This is a genomic window from Arcobacter siniprincipis (SeqCode) (assembly GCF_048571125.1).
GTDB lineage: Bacteria > Campylobacterota > Campylobacteria > Campylobacterales > Arcobacteraceae > Arcobacter > Arcobacter siniprincipis.
This window is the reverse complement of sequence record NZ_CP182343.1, coordinates 2,874,840-2,895,020: the sequence shown is the minus strand read 5'-3', so window position 1 is coordinate 2,895,020 and position 20,181 is coordinate 2,874,840. Positions and strand designations below refer to the sequence as shown.

21 protein-coding genes are annotated in these 20,181 nt (G+C 28.9%); 9 read left to right on the top strand and 12 right to left on the bottom strand.

Annotated features, from left to right (window positions below; translation table 11 throughout):
- Positions 1–32: 32 nt before the first annotated feature.
- Entirely contained in the window at positions 33–2,570 is a 2,538-nt protein-coding gene (locus ACNI3D_RS14730) for a molybdopterin-containing oxidoreductase family protein (protein ID WP_419767534.1), read from the bottom strand.
- A complete protein-coding gene (locus ACNI3D_RS14725; RefSeq protein ID WP_419767533.1) occupies positions 2,563–3,165 on the bottom strand; it encodes a 4Fe-4S dicluster domain-containing protein in 603 nt (200 codons plus the stop codon). Before ACNI3D_RS14725 ends, ACNI3D_RS14730 begins: the two co-directional genes overlap by 8 nt.
- Before the next feature lie 203 nt (positions 3,166–3,368).
- Here ACNI3D_RS14725 and ACNI3D_RS14720 point away from each other — a divergent pair, with 203 nt between their 5' ends.
- Together ACNI3D_RS14720 and ACNI3D_RS14715 are read left to right on the top strand one after the other, a co-directional pair.
- Positions 3,369–3,932, top strand: coding sequence for an aminotransferase class IV family protein (locus tag ACNI3D_RS14720; protein ID WP_129099572.1), 564 nt, complete (start codon positions 3,369–3,371; stop codon positions 3,930–3,932).
- A gap of 70 nt (positions 3,933–4,002) precedes the next feature.
- Positions 4,003–5,037: a Cj0069 family protein gene (locus tag ACNI3D_RS14715; RefSeq protein ID WP_419767532.1), complete on the top strand. Its 1,035-nt coding sequence runs from the start codon at positions 4,003–4,005 to the stop codon at positions 5,035–5,037.
- A 22-nt stretch (positions 5,038–5,059) separates the two neighbouring features.
- Here ACNI3D_RS14715 and ACNI3D_RS14710 read toward each other — a convergent pair whose 3' ends face one another.
- Positions 5,060–5,698 (bottom strand): transglutaminase-like cysteine peptidase, encoded by a 639-nt coding sequence (locus ACNI3D_RS14710; RefSeq protein ID WP_419767531.1) that lies wholly within the window; start codon positions 5,696–5,698, stop codon positions 5,060–5,062.
- Between the two features lie 43 nt (positions 5,699–5,741).
- On the opposite strand from ACNI3D_RS14710, the gene ACNI3D_RS14705 reads away from it, so the two are divergent.
- On the top strand, positions 5,742–6,185 hold the full coding sequence (locus tag ACNI3D_RS14705) for a hypothetical protein (RefSeq protein ID WP_129099575.1): 444 nt from the start codon (positions 5,742–5,744) through the stop codon (positions 6,183–6,185).
- A 49-nt stretch (positions 6,186–6,234) separates the two neighbouring features.
- Here the strand turns inward: ACNI3D_RS14705 and ACNI3D_RS14700 are convergent, their stop codons facing one another.
- From ACNI3D_RS14700 to ACNI3D_RS14675, 6 genes are all read right to left on the bottom strand, one after another.
- The gene (locus ACNI3D_RS14700) at positions 6,235–7,233 is read right to left on the bottom strand and encodes a beta-ketoacyl-ACP synthase III (RefSeq protein WP_419767530.1); all 999 of its coding nucleotides are present in this window, start codon (positions 7,231–7,233) and stop codon (positions 6,235–6,237) included.
- Between the two features lie 9 nt (positions 7,234–7,242).
- Positions 7,243–8,244, bottom strand: a complete 1,002-nt coding sequence (plsX, locus tag ACNI3D_RS14695) for a phosphate acyltransferase PlsX (RefSeq protein WP_129099577.1) — start codon at positions 8,242–8,244, stop codon at positions 7,243–7,245.
- Entirely contained in the window at positions 8,244–8,396 is a 153-nt protein-coding gene (gene rpmF / locus ACNI3D_RS14690; protein WP_013136543.1) for a 50S ribosomal protein L32, read from the bottom strand. The genes plsX and rpmF overlap by 1 nt, the downstream gene beginning before the upstream one ends.
- 12 nt (positions 8,397–8,408) lie before the next feature.
- The gene (locus ACNI3D_RS14685; RefSeq protein ID WP_419767529.1) at positions 8,409–8,789 is read right to left on the bottom strand and encodes a hypothetical protein; all 381 of its coding nucleotides are present in this window, start codon (positions 8,787–8,789) and stop codon (positions 8,409–8,411) included.
- Between the two features lie 9 nt (positions 8,790–8,798).
- Entirely contained in the window at positions 8,799–9,212 is a 414-nt protein-coding gene (gene ndk / locus ACNI3D_RS14680) for a nucleoside-diphosphate kinase (protein WP_013136541.1), read from the bottom strand.
- 112 nt (positions 9,213–9,324) lie between these two features.
- Positions 9,325–9,585, bottom strand: coding sequence for a 4Fe-4S dicluster domain-containing protein (locus tag ACNI3D_RS14675; protein ID WP_013136540.1), 261 nt, complete (start codon positions 9,583–9,585; stop codon positions 9,325–9,327).
- A gap of 445 nt (positions 9,586–10,030) precedes the next feature.
- Here ACNI3D_RS14675 and ACNI3D_RS14670 point away from each other — a divergent pair, with 445 nt between their 5' ends.
- From ACNI3D_RS14670 to ACNI3D_RS14650, 5 genes are all read left to right on the top strand, one after another.
- Complete coding sequence (locus ACNI3D_RS14670) at positions 10,031–10,627, top strand: peroxiredoxin (RefSeq protein WP_013136539.1); 597 nt, start codon at positions 10,031–10,033, stop codon at positions 10,625–10,627.
- A 176-nt stretch (positions 10,628–10,803) separates the two neighbouring features.
- Positions 10,804–12,147: a transcription termination factor Rho gene (rho, locus tag ACNI3D_RS14665; RefSeq protein WP_013136538.1), complete on the top strand. Its 1,344-nt coding sequence runs from the start codon at positions 10,804–10,806 to the stop codon at positions 12,145–12,147.
- A gap of 223 nt (positions 12,148–12,370) precedes the next feature.
- Positions 12,371–12,616 (top strand): helix-turn-helix domain-containing protein, encoded by a 246-nt coding sequence (locus ACNI3D_RS14660; RefSeq protein ID WP_129099582.1) that lies wholly within the window; start codon positions 12,371–12,373, stop codon positions 12,614–12,616.
- Positions 12,603–13,757 carry a type II toxin-antitoxin system HipA family toxin gene (locus tag ACNI3D_RS14655; protein WP_375724731.1) on the top strand — a complete coding sequence of 385 codons (1,155 nt, stop codon included), beginning with the start codon at positions 12,603–12,605 and terminating at the stop codon, positions 13,755–13,757. Before ACNI3D_RS14660 ends, ACNI3D_RS14655 begins: the two co-directional genes overlap by 14 nt.
- Positions 13,758–13,967: 210 nt before the next feature.
- Positions 13,968–15,227, top strand: coding sequence for a DNA cytosine methyltransferase (locus ACNI3D_RS14650; RefSeq protein WP_419767528.1), 1,260 nt, complete (start codon positions 13,968–13,970; stop codon positions 15,225–15,227).
- On the opposite strand, the gene ACNI3D_RS14645 is transcribed toward ACNI3D_RS14650, so the two are convergent.
- Both ACNI3D_RS14645 and ACNI3D_RS14640 read right to left on the bottom strand, forming a co-directional pair.
- Positions 15,219–16,322, bottom strand: a complete 1,104-nt coding sequence (locus tag ACNI3D_RS14645) for a response regulator (RefSeq protein WP_419767527.1) — start codon at positions 16,320–16,322, stop codon at positions 15,219–15,221. The genes ACNI3D_RS14650 and ACNI3D_RS14645 overlap by 9 nt on opposite strands.
- Entirely contained in the window at positions 16,309–18,528 is a 2,220-nt protein-coding gene (locus ACNI3D_RS14640) for a sensor histidine kinase (protein ID WP_419767526.1), read from the bottom strand. Before ACNI3D_RS14640 ends, ACNI3D_RS14645 begins: the two co-directional genes overlap by 14 nt.
- A gap of 402 nt (positions 18,529–18,930) precedes the next feature.
- Here ACNI3D_RS14640 and ACNI3D_RS14635 point away from each other — a divergent pair, with 402 nt between their 5' ends.
- Positions 18,931–19,509, top strand: coding sequence for a hypothetical protein (locus ACNI3D_RS14635; RefSeq protein ID WP_419767525.1), 579 nt, complete (start codon positions 18,931–18,933; stop codon positions 19,507–19,509).
- On the opposite strand, the gene ACNI3D_RS14630 is transcribed toward ACNI3D_RS14635, so the two are convergent.
- A complete protein-coding gene (locus ACNI3D_RS14630) occupies positions 19,510–20,166 on the bottom strand; it encodes a uracil-DNA glycosylase family protein (RefSeq protein ID WP_419767524.1) in 657 nt (218 codons plus the stop codon). It abuts the gene before it with no gap.
- Between the last annotated feature and the right edge of the window lie 15 nt (positions 20,167–20,181).

Sequence of the window (20,181 nt, the reverse complement as noted above, 5' to 3'; positions counted from 1 at the left end):
CAAAATAACTAATTGATTACATATATGATAGTTTATACTTTTTTTATTTTACAAATCGTATCATTCCACGATTGCATTCCAACAATTGGAGCTGGATTTACTGGAATTATATTATTTGGGTTGAATCCATTTCCACTTCCACCTAATCTTTTGTCCCACCAAATATTTCCATTTAAATCTAAGTCTTGATATTCAGTATATCCTTTAATATTCTCTTTTATCCCATTTTTAGCTTTTGGTACTCGACCTCCATAATTCATTCCTAAAGAGTTACTTATTGCTAGTACTTCTGGATGAATCCCTTGGGTTACAAAAGCTTTTACTTCCATACTTCCTAAGACTTCATTTTTAGAAGCTTTATAACCTTCTTTTGGTCTAAATGTAGTGATTCTTATTATATCACCCATTTTGATGCCATATTTTTTTGCTGTTTGTGTATTTATCCAAACAGGATTATCATGAACTATTTCAGTAAGATATTTTTGTGGAGCAGTTCTAGCTTGTGTATGAACATTCCATTTAAATGTAGTTAAAACAAGTTCATTTTTACTTTTTTCTTTCAAAGATTTTGGCATTTTAAAGTGTGGATAACCATCTTCATCAAGTCCAAGTTTTTTGGCATCTATTATAATATCATTCGATTTTATCTCAAATTTTCTTGATGGAGTTTTTAATCCTTTAAATGCTTTTCCGTCTTTTATTATACCTATGGCTTGTTTTTTACCTTTTTTATCTACATAAATAATATCATTTTCTACAAAACTATCTTTTAAATCTTTTTCTTGAAGTTTTATATTATATGGTTCATAATTTTTTGGCTTATCCTCTATCCATACACCATATTTTTTCATATAATCAAAACCACTAAGCCCTTCTTTGATTGGTAGTTTTGAAAATCTTAATTTAATAAACTCTTCATAAGAATCAAAAGCAAAATATTGGGCTACTGGTTCTCCTATTTTTTTTGCAACTTTTATGAGAGTATCTGCAAAGTTTTCACAATCATAAGGGGGTTTTACAGCAGGTTGTCTAAGACCAAAATATGGAACTAAATCATAAGCATTTCGTCCTTCTATTGTGTATCTTTCAAAATATGTTGCATCTGGTAAGATAAGATCAGCATAGTGTGCCATCTCTGAATAAACTACATCAGAACAAACATGAAAAGGAATTAATTTTTCATCTTTTAATACTTTAACTGCCGTTTGTGGGCCTTCTGGCCAAGTTTGAGGTGAAGATATTGTATATGACATATATACTTGAATATTATGTTTTTTAGTTTTGATTTTGTCATAACATAATTCACTTACTCTCATTTTTTGCCATTTATTTGCAAAAGGATAAAGTTTTGGGTCTTCTAAATCTGTGCTAAATGTTGGTTTTGGAGGAATAGGGCTTGGCATAGGGAATGATTTATGTCCTTTATTTTTTGAACCACCAAAAGCATAACCACCTTTTTTCCCTACACTTCCAACAAGGGCATTTAATATTACTACTGCTCTATCATTGTGTAATCCATTATAGTGAGCTTGTGAACCTCTATTTGTAAAAGCAGCACAATTTGGAGCTGCTTTTGCAAACTCTATTGCAACTCTTTTTATGTCACTAGCATTTAAACCGCTTTGTTTTTGGGCAAACTCAGGAGTATATGGAGCAATAAATTTTTTATATTCATCTACACTTACATTACACCATTCATTAATAAAATTTTCATCATATAAGCCTTCGCTCATGATTACATTTGCCATTGCTAGTGCTACTGCACCTTCACTTGATGGATATGGAGCAAACCATTCATCACTTCTTCCTGCTGTATTTGATAATCTTGTATCAAAAGTCACTAATTTTGCACCCTCATTTTTTGCTTCAATGAATCGTTTAAGTAGAGGAAAACCTCCTTGATGAGTTTCTAAAAAATTTGAACCAAAATTAAGAAAATATTTACAATCTCTAGCATCAACAGTTTCCCAACTTGTATCTCCTATTGTAGTGTAGTTTGCTGCTCTTTTATTCGAAGAACAAAGGGCTCTATGGTTTAAAACCACTGGAGAACCAACTGCATCCATAAATCTACCAGTTATATCTCCCATTTTGTTTCTTCCACCATGAAAAACTATGCCTTCTGGTTTTTTATCATCAATACATTTTTTGATTTTACCTGCCATCATATCATAAGCTTCTTCCATGGTGATTCTTTTCCAAAGACCATCCCCTCTTCGTCCCACTCTTTTTAATGGATAAACAATTCTTTCTGGATAATTAACTGCACTAACTCCTCCATGAGCTTTTGCACAGAGTTTACCTTCACTATTTGGATCTAATGGATTCCCTTCAACTCCAAGAATTTCTCCATCTTTTACTAAAACAGTCATTCCACATATCGTAGAACAATTTAAACATACACTTGGAACTCTTTCTATTCCTTTTATATTTTTAGCCAAAGTATTAAACTCTTGAAAAGTTGTTATTTCACTTGCTTGTGCGCTTGTTGGAGATAAAGATATGACATCTCCTAGTTTTAGTGCTGCAAGAGTTATAGCTCCATTTCTTAAAAAATCTCTTCTATTCATAATCCACCGCCCAATTTTCAATCTCATAATTTAATGGAGAAAAACTTCTTCCAAAAGTTAATTTATTTTTCATTTTTTCATTAGCTCCAATGTGCAATGTTCCAGGTTTGTCATCTTTGTGATTTTTAAATGGTTTTGCATCTTTTGGAATATATTTTTTATCTGTAATTATTGTAATTGCATTTGCAACGCAAGTTGCTTCACATGCTGTTTGAAGACCTTGTTCTAATCGGTGTTCACATAAGTTACATTTTTCAGCAATATTTGTAAATGGATTTACATAAATGGCACCTATTGAACAAAATTTTATACAATCTTTACAACCTGTACATTTACTTTCATCTATTTTTACAATTCCATTTTCTTTTGAAATAGCTCCTTTTGTACAGGCTTTTAAACATAATGCCTCATTACATTGTCTACACATAAGAGGCAAAAAATCTCTTTTTACTTTTGGGAAAGTCCCACTATCTAAATACATTGTCATTGTTCTAAAGTAACCAAGGGGAGCTTTAAACTCCTGTTTACAGGCTACTTCACATGCATGACATCCCACACATTTTTGTGCATCAATTATCATTTGGTAATTTTTCATAAGTTTAATTTTCTTTTGTTTTGGATATTGAAGGTGTGTTTTAATAAAATAAACACTACTTGTTACACAAGTCTAGGTTAGTTATAATTTAATAGAAGTAGTATATAACTTATATTAAAATGGTAAATAGAATTTTACCAAAAATAAAATTAAATAAAAGAGTTAATTTTTTATTTTATATTTAATTAATTTAAGAGGTAAGAATGAAATATTTTGAAACTATAAAATGTGAAGATAAAGAGGTATTTAATCTTATTTTTCACAATTTAAGAATATCCAATACTATAGGGAAAAATATAGATTTAAATGAATATATCTATCCCTTAAATAGTAAACTTTTAAAATGTAAAGTTATATACAATGACGATGAAATATTAGATGTAAGATATGATGAATATAAAAAAAGAGAAATAAAAACTTTTAAAATAATTTATGATGACAAAATTGAGTATTCAAAAAAATATCTCAATAGAAGTTCTTTAGATGAACTTTATGCTAAAAAAGAAGATGCTGATGAAATAATTATTTTTAAAAATTTTTTATTAACTGACACATCTATTGCAAATATTGCCTTATATGATGGTTCTAATTGGTATACACCTAAAAAGCCATTATTAAATGGTACGACAAGACAAAGATATCTTGAATCTAAAAATATCATTGAAAAAGACCTTACAATCGAAGATTTAAAATCAGCTTCAAAGCTTGCACTTATGAATGCAATGATTGATTTTGACATCATAGAAAATCCAATTTTTATCTATTAAAATCCATTTGTAATCAAAAAGTTTTTTTTCTAATATAAAATCCTTTTGTGTGACAACAAAAGGAGACAAAATGGAAAACACTATATTCATAATTGAATACGCAAAAGGAAGTGATAAAGGCTTTGATGGTTTTAGACCAGATACAAAACCTATCTTGGATGCTATAGAAAAAGTAACAGATTATAAAACTGAGATTGTATTTTATAGACCAAATAGAAAATATGATTTATTGGATTATCTAAAAGAAAAAGCAGTTGCTGTTATAAGTAGAATCAATCCTGGCAATCTAAAAGAAGTGGATGAATATTTTCAATTTTTAAAGGCTTTAGGAAATTCTGGTATTGAAGTGCATACTCACCCAGATGTTATGATAAATCTTGATTTTAAAGATATTTTAGCCAAACTAAAAGGCACACAATTAGGAGATGATGAAAGTTATTTTTATCACACCTTTACAGATTTTGCTACAAGATTTCCAGCTGATTTAGATAAGCATGGAATAAGAGTTTTAAAAACAAATTATGGCTCAACAGGAGAGGGTGTTTATTTGGTATCAAAAAAAGATGACGGTTCTATATTTTCTGTGGAAGCTGTGAATAATCAAAAGTTTTATTATGATGATATTAATGAGTTTCTACACAAATTTGAACCAAAGTTTGAAGATAATGTTTCAGAATATGCCGCATATTTTACGGGGAAAACTGGCTTTGTTGGGTGTAGGTATTTAGAACGAATAAGTGAGGGAGAGATAAGAGTTTTACTTGTAAATGATAAGCCTATCTCAGTTGTTCACAAAAAGCCACAAGAGGGACAATTCTCTGCAACACTATTTTCAGGTGCAAAATATAAATATGAATCACCAAATGAATCAAAATGGAAAGCGGTAGTAGAACTTACAATGAATGGATTAAAAGATTTGAAACCATATCTTAATGGTCAAAATTATCCTTTACTTTGGACTATGGATTATATTTTAGATTATAATGAAGATGGAAGTGATAAATATGTTTTATCAGAGATAAATTGTTCTTGTGTAGGAATTACAAGTGAGCTCCAATATACAAAAGATGTTGCTGAGGTTTTTGTATCAAAAAAGAAAAAATAATTGTGTAAATCAAGGAATTAATTTACTCCTTGTTTACATAAACTCTTCTAAGTAAGTTCTTCCATTTATCTTCTTTTCCCCAATTGACTTTAACTTTTTTACTTATTTTATCATTTTTCATAAGATAGGATTCTTTTTCATTAAATATAAAATCCACTTCCAAGGAGGGTCTTTTATTTAAAGGTATTACTCTAAAACTAAGATTATCTAAGACATATGGGATTTTATCTCTTCTTGGAAAATAAAGTAGCACCATATGTTTAGTAGCTTTTCCTTTGACTTGAACAACAGCTAAAAAAAGATTATCTTTAGAAAAGCCATTTTCAAGAAGTGAAAAGTACTTTGCAATAGTATAATCTTCACAATCACCTCTCCCCTCAATCAAAAACTCTTTTCTTGTACTCCAATAATCACTTATCCCATATTTTTGTTTATCAAGTTCTGGAAGAATACTATTGTAAAAACTATTGATGTGCCCAAGTTTTCTAATTGTAGAGAAATTTTTAATTTTTTTCTCCAATTCCTCATAGTTTTGTATTCTTTTTATAATTGCATTTTTATTTGGATTATCTTTTATCTTTGCAATATCTGATTGGGTAAATTGTAGAGTATGACCATATATTAATGTTGAAATCAGTAAAATAAATGTAATTGTTTTCATGTAATTATATATTATCATGGATTTTTAAAAAAAGGAATAAAATATGGTAAATGATATAATACAAAGTGTTGAATTTAAGAATCTTATGATTAAACAAGTAAAAGATATGATAGTTTTTTTATTGGAAAGAAATAGTGAATTTGCAATAACAGTAAATGTAAATGGAGCAACTTTTGATCCTACTTTACCAAGTGCCATAGAAAAAAAACTTGCTAAGTTTTCACTTTTTGTTTTAAGTAATTATACCTATACAACTATAAAAATTGAAGATAATTTTATCTCATTTGAAGCTGGTTTTGGTTCTGAAAACTTTGGTTCAACGGTTACAATTCCTCTAGAGTCAGTTTTTCAAATAGTAATTGATGAGTCAATTTTATTGATTAATCCAGTAGCAACTGTAGAAAAGTTTAACACTAGTTCTAAAGCTTCTTTACATAAATCAATAAATGTATTTAAAAATAATCCAAATAATAAAAAGTTTCAATAAAAAGTAAAATTGGGAAGGTTATAATTAAGATAAATTTATCTTAATTATATTATTTTTTAGGTGAGAATGGGAATAAAGCACTTCCCCAAGTAAGTCCAGCTCCAAATGCATCAAAAAGTACATTATCACCAGCTTTTATTCTTCCTTTTTCATAAGCATAGTTCATAGCCATAGGAATAGAAGCTGCTGAAGTATTTCCATATTTATCTACAGTTACAACAGTTTGCTCATCATTTAGTCCTAAAGCTTCACCAACAGCTTTTATAATTCTATAGTTCGCTTGGTGAGGAATAAAATGATTAATCTCTTCTGCTTTTAAATTATGTTTTTCAAACATCTCTTTTACATCAGAAGTTAAAGTTTTAACTGCTAATTTAAAAGTTTCGCCACCCTTCATTTGGATACAAGCTAGTTTTTGCTCAACTACTTCAGGTGAACAAGGATTTCTACTTCCTCCCCCTGGAGTCATGATTAAGTGATCATAATCACCATCACTAGAACATTTTACATCAACTATTGCTTCTTCTTTTTTATCAGTTGCAGATATAATTGCTGCACCTGCACCATCGCCAAAAATAAAAGCTGTTCCTCTATCTTCATAATTTAAAATAGAAGTATATTTTTCAGCACCTACAATTAGTACATTTTTTTTCATGCCAGATTCTATAAATGCTTTTGCAATAGATAAAGCATATATAAATCCAGTACATGCAGCACTTATATCGAAAGCTTGCACATCTCTTAAACCCAATTTTGATGCTAATACACAAGCAGTTGAGGGCATACAAAGGTAATCAGGAGTTACAGTTGCACAGACAATCATATCTATGTCAGTTAGTTCTATTCCTGCTCTTTGAATAGCAATTCTGGCTGCATTTGCACCCATATCAGATGGAAATTCATCCTTTGCTGCTACCCTTCTTTCTTTTATACCAGTTCTTTTTGTTATCCATTCATCAGATGTGTCCATGATTTTTTCAAAATCAAAGTTAGTCATGATTTTTTCTGGTATGTAAGCACCTATTGATCTAAAAGCTGCGTAAGCCATTCTTAGTCCTTAAAAATTTCTATATTTTGCAAGTTTATCTTCTATATCTTGTTCTAGTCTAGAACTCGCTGCACTTATAGCCTGATTTATTGCATTTTTTATAGCTTTTGGATTTGATTTTCCATGTGCTATTATCACTGGAGCTTTAACACCTAATAAAGGAGCTCCACCATATTCTGCATAATCAACTCTTACTTTTAGCGATTTAAAGACTTTTCTCATTAATACAGCACCTGCAATAGAGATTAGAGATCTTTTTAGATTTTTTTTCAATATCTGCCCAATAGTATCTGCTACACCTTCGGCTGTTTTTAACAATATATTTCCAATAAATCCATCACAAACAACAACATCAACTGTCCCTTTGAAGATATCACTACCTTCAACATTTCCAGCAAAATTTTTGATTTGTGAATTAGCTAATAATTCATAAGCTGCTTTTGTAACTTCGTTACCTTTTGATTCTTCTTCACCATTACTTAGTAATCCAATAATTGGTTCATCAAGTTTCAAAACATCTTGAGCGTAGATTTGTCCCATAACTGCAAATTCAAAAAGATTCTTTTCATCACAATCAACATTTGCCCCTACATCTAATACTAAAGTATTTTGATTTTCACTAGTTGGCATAAGTGTTGCAATAGCAGGTCTTGTAACACCTTTGATTCTTCCAATTCTTAACGTAGCTAAAGACATTGAAGCTCCAGAATGTCCTGCTGAAACAACAGCATCTGCTTGACCATTTTTTACAAGTTCAATAGCTTGATAAATAGAGCTATCTTTTCTTTTTAGTGCATCAGTTGCATGGTCTTGCATAGATATAACATCATTACAATCAAGGATTTCTATTCTTCGTAAGTATTCAGGTGGGATAAGTTTTAGTAGTTCTTCTTTTCTACCTACAGCAATTGCAGAAAAAGCTGTGTTTATTCTAAGTGCGGCTATAAGGCCGTCTATAATAGGTTCGGGACCGAAGTCCCCACCCATCGCGTCAATTGCTATTTTTAGCATTAGTTTTTATATTCGCCAGTATTTGGATTTACCGTATGAGGCATTTTCCAAGTTCCATCACTATCTTTTACAGGTCTTTTTAATGTAATTTTATAGTGAGTTCTTCTCTTCGCTGATCTTGAGTGTGATACTCTTCTCTTTGGTACTGCCATGTTATTCTCCTTTTAATATTCTTTTTCTATACTATCTTTATTTTCTAAACAAAGAGCACATATGTGATAATCACTTCTTATAGATGAAATTTCACTTTCGATTATTTCATCAAAGTCAATCATATCGTTTTCTATCTCAATTACCAAGTTTTCCAACTCAGATTCATCTTCATACACTCTGTTAGATAATAAAAATTCTAAATTTTCATTAAGGTTTATAGTGTATTCAGCCCCGCATCTACAACAATCTACAGATGTAGAACCTACTAAAGTTGCTTCAACCTTAGCCAATGTAGGCGACATTTTACAAAAAGTACCCTCTAATTTAACTGAATCAAGTTCAACATTGAACTCTTTTCCAGTAAAAGGGACTTTTCTAAATTCTATTTGCATAAATATTTATTAACAGATTTCTCTATCTGAAAAGAAAAATTTAATTTCATTAGCTGCATTCTCTACAGAATCAGAACCATGAACTGCATTTGCATCAATAGAATCAGCAAAATCAGCTCTAATTGTACCAGCAGCAGCTTCTTTAGGATTAGTAGCACCCATTAAATCTCTGTTGATAGACATTGCATTAACACCTTCTAAAACTGAAACTACAACAGGTCCAGAAATCATAAATTCTACTAATTCACCAAAAAATGGTCTCTCAGCGTGTACAGCATAAAAAGCTTCAGCATCAGCTCTACTTAATTGCATTTTTCTAGTAGCAGCAATTCTTAGTCCCGCAGATTCAAATCTATCTAAGATTTTTCCTACAACATTTTTAGCAACAGCATCAGGTTTGATGATAGATAACGTTTGTTCCATATGATATTTTCCTATTTTGAATTTCAAGTCGCGGATTATATCTAAAAAAATAAAAAAAGGCAAGTAATTGTAAAATCACCTGCCTTTTAAATTGTTTTAAAATATTTCTAAATTAGTCTTCTACACAAGGTGTACCAGCAACAACGCCTTCTGTATCAGGATTTTCACCCCATACAATACACCCTTCTGTTGGACATGCATCAGCACATGCTGGTGTGTCATTATGACCTATACACTCAACACATTTGTCTTCATATACATAATAAATATCTTCACCTGTAGGATTTTCGTCATTATCAACTATAGCTTCAACTGGACATTCGTCAAGGCAAGCATCACAGCTTATACATGTATCAGTAATTACTACTGCCATTTGATCTCCTTAATATATTTTTGAGTAACTCTATCACATCAAATATAAATATAACTTTAAAATTTATTGTAGTAATTTTCATTAAAAATAGAGAGTTTTAGTCAAAATTTTTAAAAATATTAAACAATTTTAATTAAATTTAGTCTATTTTCATCAAAAATAGTAAAAATCAGCTCCATAATTGAAAGAAAGTAAATTCAAATACTTATAATAGTGTATGTCATTTTTACACATTTATTATACTTATTATATATATGTAGTGAATTTATTGTTTGTATACATTAGTAATAATATATAAATATTAGTCAATAGTTTATCTTATGGATAATTTTTATCCTAAAGTAAATTTTTTCTTAAATATAAAATTAAACAAAATATTTGATGGTTCATTTTAGATTATTATATTATAATTACATCACTTAAAACTTAAATAAAGGAATAAAATATGTTAGTTACAAAAAAAGCTCCAGATTTTACAGCAACAGCTGTACTTGCAGACGGTCAAATTGTTGAGGATTTTAATTTATATGAAAACATTGGTGAAAAAGGTGCAGTTGTATTTTTTTACCCATTAGACTTTACATTTGTTTGTCCTTCTGAAATCATTGCATTCTCAAAAAGAGCTGATGAATTCAAAGAAAGAGGAGTATCAATTATTGGTGTTTCTGTTGATTCACAATTCTCACACTTTGCTTGGAGAGAAACTCCTATTGAAAATGGTGGAATTGGAAGAGTTAAATTCCCATTAGTTGCTGACTTAAGTAAACAAATTTCAAAAGATTTTGATGTATTATTTGGTGAATCAGTTGCATTAAGAGGTTCTTTCTTAATTGATGCTGATGGAACTGTAAGACATGCAGTAATCAATGACTTACCATTAGGAAGAAACATTGATGAAATGATTAGAATGGTAGATACAATGTTATTTACAAATGAGCATGGTGAAGTTTGTCCAGCTGGTTGGCAAAAAGGTGACGAAGGTATGAAAGATACTACTGAAGGTGTTGCTGAATATTTATCTAAAAATGCAGATAAATTATAATATTTAATTTAGATTATTAAAAAAAGGTGCCAAGAAATTGGCACCTTTTTTTTATTTAAATCAAAATATTTGACAATTTATAAAATAAAGACTAAAATAACACCACTTAAAATTCTATTCACAAGAATTAACTACAAAAAATCACTTTACTGAAAATGACAAAGGTCTAAATATAAATGGAAGAGACAACAACTCAAACTAAAAAGAATACTCCTGCAAAAGGAAATTCTACTGGCAGAAAAACTAGGACGCATATCCCTGTAGAAGGGCATACAATTGAAAAACTAAGAGAATATCCTTTAGAAGAACTACTTCAAATAGCTAAAAAACTCGATGTTGAAAACCCTCAAGAGCTTAAAAGACAAGAACTTATGTTCTCAATTTTGAAAACTCAAATCGACCAAGGTGGATTTATACTTTTCACAGGTATTTTAGAGATAAAAGATGGTGGATTTGGTTTTTTAAGAGCAATGGATGGAAATTTTTCTGATACATCTAATGATTCTTATGTAAGTGCAACACAAATTAAGAAGTTTGCACTAAGAACTGGAGATATTGTAACTGGACAAGTTAGGCCTCCAAATAAAGAGAGTGAAAAATATTATGCTCTACTTAAAATCGAAGCAATCAATTACCTACCAATCCACGAATCAAAAAACAGACCACTATTTGATAACTTAACACCTTTATACTCAACTGAAAAGTTTAAATTCGAATATGAATCACATAAAATGACAGGGAGAATCTTAGATTTATTTTCTCCTATGGGTAAAGGTCAAAGGGGACTTATCGTTGCTCCTCCAAAAACTGGTAAAACAGAACTTTTAAAAGAACTAGCACATGGTATTTCAAGAAATCATCCAGAAGCACACTTAATGGTTTTATTAATAGATGAAAGACCAGAAGAAGTTACAGATATGCAAAGAAGTGTAAAAGGTGATGTTTACTCTTCTACTTTTGACTTACCTGCACAAAATCATGTAAGAGTTGCGGAAATCGTTATTGAAAAAGCAAAAAGAATGGTTGAGATGAAAAAAGATGTAGTAATCTTACTTGATTCAATCACAAGATTAGCAAGAGCATACAATACTGTAACACCAAGTTCTGGTAAAGTACTTTCAGGTGGGGTTGATGCAAATGCACTACACAAACCAAAAAGATTCTTCGGAGCTGCTAGAAATATAGAAGAGGGTGGAAGTTTAACTATCATCTCAACTGCACTTATAGATACAGGTTCAAAAATGGACGAAGTTATTTTCGAAGAGTTCAAAGGTACAGGAAATAGTGAAGTTGTACTTAGCCGAGATGCTTCAAACAAAAGAGTTTACCCAGCTGTTGATATTATCAAATCAGGTACAAGAAAAGAAGAACTTCTTCTTACTCCAGATATCTTACAAAAAACATGGATACTAAGAAATGCAATTGCTAGCATGGATGAAGTAGAAGCGTTGAAATTTCTTTATAGTAAGATGTTGAAAACGGCTAACAACGAGGACTTCTTCGCAGGTATGAACGAATAATAGTTTCATAAAACTGCATCTTTTTGCAAATTTCCGCGTCAGTGCGGAAATTTTGCTCGTCACATACTGCGTGTATGCTCCTCCCAAAATTACCACTTTTAAAAAATAGTCAGCTTTCTGAAACTGTTATAATAAAATAATTTCTTACATAAATAAGAAGTATAATTCCTATTTAAGTTTAGAATAGCTATTATAAGAAATATACTTCATATAAAGGCACATTTTGAATTTAATAGATTTAGGTCAGAAAATAAAAGAATTACGAAAAAGTAAAAATATTTCGCAAGCTCAATTAGAAGATTATTCAAATATAACAAAAAGAACTATCTCTAAAATAGAAAATGGCTTTATAGAAGAAGTGGGAATAAAAAAAGTAGAGACGATACTTGATTTATTAGGCTATGAATTTAATATACGATTGAAAGATAGACCAAAAACTTTGGAAGAGTTACAAGATGAAAGAAAATAATTTAAAAGTATTTATCAACAAAAATAGTTGCGGTAATTTATATAAAGAAGAAGATAAATTTATTTTCAATTATAAAGATGATGCACAAGAGATACTCTCTTTAACTATGCCAATAAGAGCCCAGTCTTGGTCTTCTAAAAAACTTCATCCAATATTTCAAATGAATTTACCAGAGGGTGCTCTGAAAGATGTAATACGAAATCATTTTGCTAAAATTAAAACAATGGATGAAATGGGTTTTTTAGAATTAATTGGTCCATATGTTCTAGGGAGAGTTAAGTATAATGAAATTTTAAAAGATAAAGAAACACTCCAATTAGATGAAATCTTACACAATAATAGTGAGGATTTATTTGAAGAGTTAGTTGAAAAGTTTGCAATCACATCTGGTGTTTCAGGAGTACAACCCAAACTACTTTTAACTGCACAAAACAAAACAACAATGAAGTTTGAACACTATATCGTGAAATCTTGGACAAATGAATATCCTCAATTGGCAATCAATGAATACTTTTGCATGAGAGCTATTCAAAATGCAAATTTACAAACAGAGGAATTTTATCTGTCAGAAGATTTATCAATGTTTGTATGTAAGAGATTTGATGTAAATGAAGATAATAGTTATTTGGGTTTTGAAGATATGTGTGTATTAACAGCTAGAGGTACAGAAGAAAAATATGATGGTTCTTATGAAGAGATTGTAAAAGTTATAAAAGAAGTGATACCAATAGAAAATAGAAAAGATACATTAAAAACTTTTTTTAAAGCACTTATTATGAACCATCTATTGCAAAATGGAGATGGACATTTAAAAAATTATGGAATACTTTATAATAAAGATTTTACAGATTCATATTTTGCACCTATTTATGATGTAATCACAACTACTGTTTACATAAAAAAAGATATACCAGCACTCAGATTATCAGATGGAAAATTGTGGTGGAAAAATAAAACCTATAAAAATTTTGCAAAAAATTCTTGTATGATAAATAATAAAGAGTATGAGGAAATACTATATGAATGTAAAGAAGCCATTATTAAAACAAAAAAAGAAATAGATAATTTTAAAACGGATAAAGAAGAAGTGAGGTTGTTTTTGGAGAGGTTGAAAGAGATATGGCTAGAAGAGATAAAGTAAAGGCTTGATTTATCAAGCTCTTTTGCTCTCTATCTGCGTTGAATAAAACTTTTTATTCACTCACTTACTATTTGTAAGCTCCCTCACAAAAAATTCTATTCGCCTTGACATAAACCAAAATATCTTAATAACTCAAGCCTTTTAAAAATAAGAATGAATGATTAAGATTTAAAACGTACTAATGAATGAAAAATTAAGATTTCTCCTGTTATGACTGTATTAGATTTATTTTCAGGTGCTGGTGGTTTATCAGAAGGCTTTTTTAGAATAGGATCAACATTTGTTGGACATGTAGAATTAGATCATCATGCCTCAAAAACATTAAAAACTAGAACTGCTTATTGGAATTTAAAAAAGGAAAATAAATTAGATATTTACAATGATTATCTTTTAGAAAAAATAACTACTGAAGAATTATGGGAAAAAGCAAATATTTTAAATTCAAATGATGTAATAAACAAACCAATTTCAAGTGAAACATTTGATGATATTACTACGATAATAAATAAAAATTTAAAAGAAAAGAAATTAAAAAATATAGATGTAATAATAGGTGGACCGCCATGTCAAGCATATTCTGTAATTGGTCGTGCACGGATGAAAGATACAGTTAAAGATAATCCTCGTAATTTTTTATATAAATATTATGTCAGATTTCTTGAAAAATATAATCCAAAAATGTTTATCTTTGAAAATGTTATGGGTTTAAAAACGGCTGGAAATGGTGAGTATTATGAAAGTCTTCAGAAAGCATTAGATAAAGCAGGATATCATATTGAAGAAAATGTAATGGTTGCTAGCGATTATGGAGTATTGCAATCTAGAAAAAGAATTATTATTGTTGGTTGGAGAAAAGAAGAAGGAAAAGATAGATATGATTTCCCCAAGTTTGAACAACTCAAATTAGATGATGATATTACTGTTAATGATGTATTAAAAGATTTACCATATACTTTTCCTGGAAATAAAATTTCTGGTTTAAATAAATATAAAAAAGAAACTAATAAATATTTAGTTCAAAGTAATATTAGAGAAGATGGATTTGATATATTAACCCAACATGAAACAAGACCTCATAATAATAGAGACAGAGAAATATATAAAGAAGCTATAATAGCTTGGGATGAAAGAAAAGAGAGATTATGTTATAGGGAATTAGCCAGTAGAAGGCCTGATTTGATTACACATAAAAATACAGAGACATTTACAAATAGATTTAACGTAATAAAAGCAACTGAAAAAGCATCTCATACGATATTAGCTCATATGGCTATGGATGGTCATTATTATATTCATCCTGACATAAATCAGCTAAGGTCATTATCTATTAGGGAAGCTGCTAGATTACAAAGTTTTCCAGATGATTTCTTTTTTGAAGGTCCAAGAACTTCTATTTTTAGACAAATCGGGAATGCTGTTCCACCCAAAATGGCAGAACAAATTGCTAAGAAGATAAAAGAGTTAATTTAATAAATTTGGTTGACCTTGCCTTGAATAAAATAAAGAAAATCTTGAAATAATATCTTTTAAAAAAGGTGAAGATATAGAAGCAATTCTTTTATAATCCCTCTTTATAATTAATTCTCGTTCATTAATATATTGTCCATTTGTAGGATTAGAAATTGATCCTATATTGACTGTTTTTATATTTTGAAAATCTATAACGTATTCTGAATCAATTTTAGAAAATTTTGGTAAGTAATGATACCTATCCGTTTTATTTCCTTTACGTAGATTACTATCAAAATAAGATTCTTTACCAGAAGTAGATTTATATTTAATTTCATAAATATTTTCAATTTTAATAATTTTTACAAGTAAATAGTACTCTAACTTATTAATGTTTACAACATCACATGCAGGATTTAAAATTATAAATAATTCATCATCTTTTTGTATAATATCTCCAGTATGATAATGTATCTTTATAGGAGGTATTATATACATTTCTCCATTATGAAACTTGTCAAATTTACCTATATTACCACTTACATAAAATTGTTCATTTAAACAAGATACAGTATGACGAGAAAGAATTTTATTAATGTCAGATGGATGTTCTTCCGATACAGCATTCCAAGAATTAAGAGTTTCTTGTAAATTTGTCCAATAAAAATCATTAATTTTTGTTTCTAAAAAACCATTTCGAGAAAAATATTGAATTGTCGGAGAATTATAGTTATCTTTTATTGAAGAAAGAATCTCATGTGTTGTCTTATCTCCTCTTCTTATAAGAGAAACCAAATTATTATTGTCAAACTTACTATCTAATTTTTGAGGTTCTCCTGTTACGACAAAAATTGGTATGCGAAAGTTAGATATTAATCCATCAATCACTGCATTTCCATCATTATTTGATAAATCACTCTCTTCACCTGATAAATTTAAATCTACTATTGCGGAATCTAATTTAAAATATTCAATGTAATCATTTGCTTCTTCTAAGTTTTTAGCAAAATAATACTTATAGTCTTCAGAAGTTCTATTTATCCTTTTAATAGTTTCTTCATAGTTTTTAATAGCATCTTCACTATCCTCAATAATCAATAATTTAATTTTGCTCATCGTTAATCTCTCCATTTAGTATGATTCTAAAAAATGCTCCATCCTTAGATTTTATACATTCAATTGTTCCATTATTTCTACTTACAGCTTGACCAGTTAGTGTTAACCCAATCCCTGTTCCTCCTTCAGGCTTTCTGCTAAAACCAGCATCAAAAATCTCATTTGCAAATTTCTCATCAATACCTGGTCCATTATCTTTAAAATCAATAAATATTTTTTTATCTTTATTGTAACAATCAATAGTAATTTTCTTATTGTCTTTTTTAATTGATTTAAGCCAATAAATTGAATTTTCTATTAAGTTAGTATATATTATAAAAAAGTCTTCTTCACGTGCAAAATAATCTATTTTTTTAGCTTCATTTATTTCAATTTTAATATTATTATCTTCAAATTGAGTTTTAAAAAAATCTAAATTCTTTTTTATATTTAAATTTATATTGAAATTCTTTTTCCTTGATAATCTTTTTGCTGTTAGAGGATCTAAAGAAGCAAAGAGTTTAGATATTGTTTTTAGGTTTTCATGATTAGTAGATAATGACTTATAAATATCTTTTTTAACATCTTCATTATTAGTATTTTTAAGAAAGAAGTCTATATCCATTTTAAGATTATTTAAATTATCACCAATAAATTGTAAAGGTTTCCTTCCTTCATGAATCACTAGTTGAACTAGCCTTCCAAGAGCAGCATGCGCTTCATACATAACTAAAGTATCTTGAATATTTTGTAAGTCTTTTTGTTTAGATTTTTCTTCTGCTTTTATCGTATCCTCAACTTTAAGAATTAATTTATTATCTAATCCTTTACTTTCAAGATAATTACGTATTTTATATGAAACTGAGTCAAAGTTAAATAAGTCTTTTATTGCTTCTTTTACATTGTTTTCAGGTTTTCTTCCTCTTTTTGTATTTTTTCTAAAAATGTATCTTCTTGATTCAACTTCAGAAATTACTTTTGCTACAACTTCTTTTAATCTTTCATAGCTACTATTTTCTTTTAAACCTTCTCTTGCACTCTTTTCTATTAAACCAGATGTATCTTCTGATTCTATATTTACAAATCCAACTACTTGATTTGTACTAAATCTAAATGTTGGATTATTTACTCTTTTTTGGTTTAACATAAGCCAGTCATAATCTGCATCACCATAAGGTCTTATTCTAAACAAGTTTCTATAAACTCCAATTCCAATAAAATCTTTTAATAGGCTTCTTGCTTCACTTTTTCCAAGATAATCACCTGTTATAGGGTCTTTTAAACCTCTATTAATAAGAGCTTGAATCGCATCTGGTTCCAAATCAAAGAATCTTAAATCTAATTCAATATTTCCACAATTTTGCTTATTAATAAAATCTATGTCTATTTCAATTTTCTCATTAGATTCTTTATAATTTTGATTTTCATAGAATAATTCAAATTTACCATTATTAGATATTTTCCCATAAATTCTATAATCATATAAATTGATTAAAGGAAAAGGTTCAATTTCAATATCTAAATCCTCTATTCCAAAAGATGTTAAATTTTTATACATTAAGTTAATAGAAAAAATATCATCTTTATCTTTTTCAAGTGGGGATAATAGGTTTCTTAATTCTTTTAATAAATTTTTAGAGTCATATAGTGACCAAATTATTTCTTTTGTATTTTCTTTTGTTATTTTTACTTTTGAATAAATCTCAATTTTTGTTCCTGAGTTTAAATCAGTTTTTTCATTTTCATAAGGTATGTTAATTTCATCTAAATATTTTATATTATCTTTATCAGTATTTTCGAATGTACTCCAATCAATTTCAATAAGTGTAGTTTCTCCAAGTTTGTCAGTAGTTTCAATTCTTAAAAAGTCACCTAGTATTGCAGAAGCATATCTTCCTATACCTTTTCTTCCTTGTAAGGGACGTTTCTTTTCTGTAGAATATTTTTTATTTAATTTATAAGATGTGGCTGGAACCATCCATGCTTTTTCAATAATTTCAAGAGACATGCCTTCACCACTATCTTTTATTGTAAATTTAATAAATTCTTCTTCTTTATCAAAAATATTAGCTTTTTCATATGATATGATAATATCAATATTTTTAGAATCTGCATCATATGCATTTTTTACTAGTTCAATAACTGCAGCATAATAGTCTTTTATTAAGTCTTCACCTATTGTTTTGATTAGTCTTGCTTCCGGTCTTATTGATAAGGTATTTTTCATTTTAAACTCTTTAAAAAATTATTTATTAAAATACTATAACTTATTACTTTTAAACGAATTTTATAAAGGTTTTGTGTTATAGTTTTGAAAACTTTTAAATTATAGATAAATGTACAATAAAGTTGTATTAAAAATTCAAAAAGTTTTCAATTAAATATAAAAGTTTTTAATGAGTAGAATTATTAGGAACTAAATGGAAACTTATCACTCCCCGCCCAAAAAGATCAGCATGACTATCCCAAATATTACAAGAAAGTCGACAGATATTGAAACAGCGCTTTTATCTGTAAACAGAATTATCATGGTTACTTATTGTCGTGTTGGGAAAAGTAACAAGGCGTGATCCCTGAAAGGGGCACAAGAGAGATTTGTTTTTAGTTTTCTTAATGCTATAATACTCCCATGCACAAAAAATTACAAAAATACATAGAATCATACGATTTAATACAAAATACAAATACCTACGAACTAAAACCAAATGGTGGGATGATTGTTTTGATTAATCAAAATGATAGTTGTGAAGTTCTTATTCATGAGGAAGTTTTTATCTTGGATAGTTTTCAAGCTATGTTAATCAATGCTTATGAAGAATCTATGATTATAAAATCTGTTGAGAATATTAATTTAGCCGTCATAAGATTTAAAGGTGCGGGGGCTTCTTTTTTTTATGAGGAGTTTATGGATGAACTTATGCACCATGTTAAAGAGCCTGTTTATTTGCAAAAAGATATTTTGAATACTTTGGATAATCTTGAATCAGAGTTGGATGTTTATTTTCAAAATCGATTTAAGCCTAGTAAATCTCAGTTTGGTGTTATGAGAATAATAGAATTGGTTGAAGAAAATCTTGGTGATTATGATATGGAAGAGGTGCTTCGAATAGCAAATGTACCTAGAAAAATCTTTGATAAGGTTTTTAGGTGGCATGTTGGACTTGCACTTAAAAATTATGCAAGTATTCGAAAAGAGATATTGCAATAGTTATTTAAAAACTTTTTCATACTGCTCAACTCTAAAATCAAAGGTTGTGTAGTTTGGATTTTCTTTTTTCATCTTTTTATAATATGCCTTTGCTCCTATACTTCTGTTTGCTGCGTTTGATGGGGAAGTTAGACTTATGGTTTGGATGACTCTATTATTATATTCAAATTGATGTTTTTTGGGTAGCTTTTCTGAGATTATTTCTAGGCTTATATTTTGTTTTTTTAGGACTTGTCTAAAGAAGTATTCTGGGGAGTTTTTGCATAATCCTCCTGTGAAAATTATAGTTTGGATATTTTTATGCTCTTTTATATAGCCTAAGATATCTCTTAAGATAATTTCACTCATGCCAATATCACTTGCATCTATTTTTTCTCTTTTACAAGACTCTACAATATCGCAAATACCTATTTTATGTTTTAGTAAAAACTCTTTTCTTTTATTTATTTCTTCTTTTGTATTTTCAAAGGCTAAGTTTAGATTGAAGATTTTATTCCATGCTTGCCAAAGTAAATTATCCTTTGAACCATAACAAAAGTCTACATCTTTTTCTTTGAAATTGTTAGTACAAAATCTTGGAGGTGGTAGAGTTCCTACTATGATTTTTTCTGTGTTATGATTTAAAAATGGTTCATATGGGTGAAAATGCTCAAACAAAAAAGACCTTTATGC

What these genes read in the sequence shown, in the direction of transcription:
- ACNI3D_RS14645 (WP_419767527.1), bottom strand. Translation starts at nt 16,322, where the DNA reads ATGAGCAAAATTAAATTATTGATTATTGAGGATAGTGAAGATGCTATT.
- ACNI3D_RS14710 (WP_419767531.1), bottom strand. Translation starts at nt 5,698, where the DNA reads ATGAAAACAATTACATTTATTTTACTGATTTCAACATTAATATATGGT.
- rpmF (WP_013136543.1), bottom strand. Translation starts at nt 8,396, where the DNA reads ATGGCAGTACCAAAGAGAAGAGTATCACACTCAAGATCAGCGAAGAGA.
- ndk (WP_013136541.1), bottom strand. Translation starts at nt 9,212, where the DNA reads ATGGAACAAACGTTATCTATCATCAAACCTGATGCTGTTGCTAAAAAT.
- rho (WP_013136538.1), top strand. Translation starts at nt 10,804, where the DNA reads ATGGAAGAGACAACAACTCAAACTAAAAAGAATACTCCTGCAAAAGGA.
- ACNI3D_RS14650 (WP_419767528.1), top strand. Translation starts at nt 13,968, where the DNA reads ATGACTGTATTAGATTTATTTTCAGGTGCTGGTGGTTTATCAGAAGGC.
- ACNI3D_RS14640 (WP_419767526.1), bottom strand. Translation starts at nt 18,528, where the DNA reads ATGAAAAATACCTTATCAATAAGACCGGAAGCAAGACTAATCAAAACA.
- ACNI3D_RS14670 (WP_013136539.1), top strand. Translation starts at nt 10,031, where the DNA reads ATGTTAGTTACAAAAAAAGCTCCAGATTTTACAGCAACAGCTGTACTT.
- ACNI3D_RS14700 (WP_419767530.1), bottom strand. Translation starts at nt 7,233, where the DNA reads ATGGCTTACGCAGCTTTTAGATCAATAGGTGCTTACATACCAGAAAAA.
- ACNI3D_RS14730 (WP_419767534.1), bottom strand. Translation starts at nt 2,570, where the DNA reads ATGAATAGAAGAGATTTTTTAAGAAATGGAGCTATAACTCTTGCAGCA.
- ACNI3D_RS14685 (WP_419767529.1), bottom strand. Translation starts at nt 8,789, where the DNA reads ATGCAAATAGAATTTAGAAAAGTCCCTTTTACTGGAAAAGAGTTCAAT.
- ACNI3D_RS14705 (WP_129099575.1), top strand. Translation starts at nt 5,742, where the DNA reads ATGGTAAATGATATAATACAAAGTGTTGAATTTAAGAATCTTATGATT.
- ACNI3D_RS14675 (WP_013136540.1), bottom strand. Translation starts at nt 9,585, where the DNA reads ATGGCAGTAGTAATTACTGATACATGTATAAGCTGTGATGCTTGCCTT.
- ACNI3D_RS14720 (WP_129099572.1), top strand. Translation starts at nt 3,369, where the DNA reads ATGAAATATTTTGAAACTATAAAATGTGAAGATAAAGAGGTATTTAAT.
- plsX (WP_129099577.1), bottom strand. Translation starts at nt 8,244, where the DNA reads ATGCTAAAAATAGCAATTGACGCGATGGGTGGGGACTTCGGTCCCGAA.
- ACNI3D_RS14715 (WP_419767532.1), top strand. Translation starts at nt 4,003, where the DNA reads ATGGAAAACACTATATTCATAATTGAATACGCAAAAGGAAGTGATAAA.
- ACNI3D_RS14635 (WP_419767525.1), top strand. Translation starts at nt 18,931, where the DNA reads ATGCACAAAAAATTACAAAAATACATAGAATCATACGATTTAATACAA.
- ACNI3D_RS14655 (WP_375724731.1), top strand. Translation starts at nt 12,603, where the DNA reads ATGAAAGAAAATAATTTAAAAGTATTTATCAACAAAAATAGTTGCGGT.
- ACNI3D_RS14725 (WP_419767533.1), bottom strand. Translation starts at nt 3,165, where the DNA reads ATGAAAAATTACCAAATGATAATTGATGCACAAAAATGTGTGGGATGT.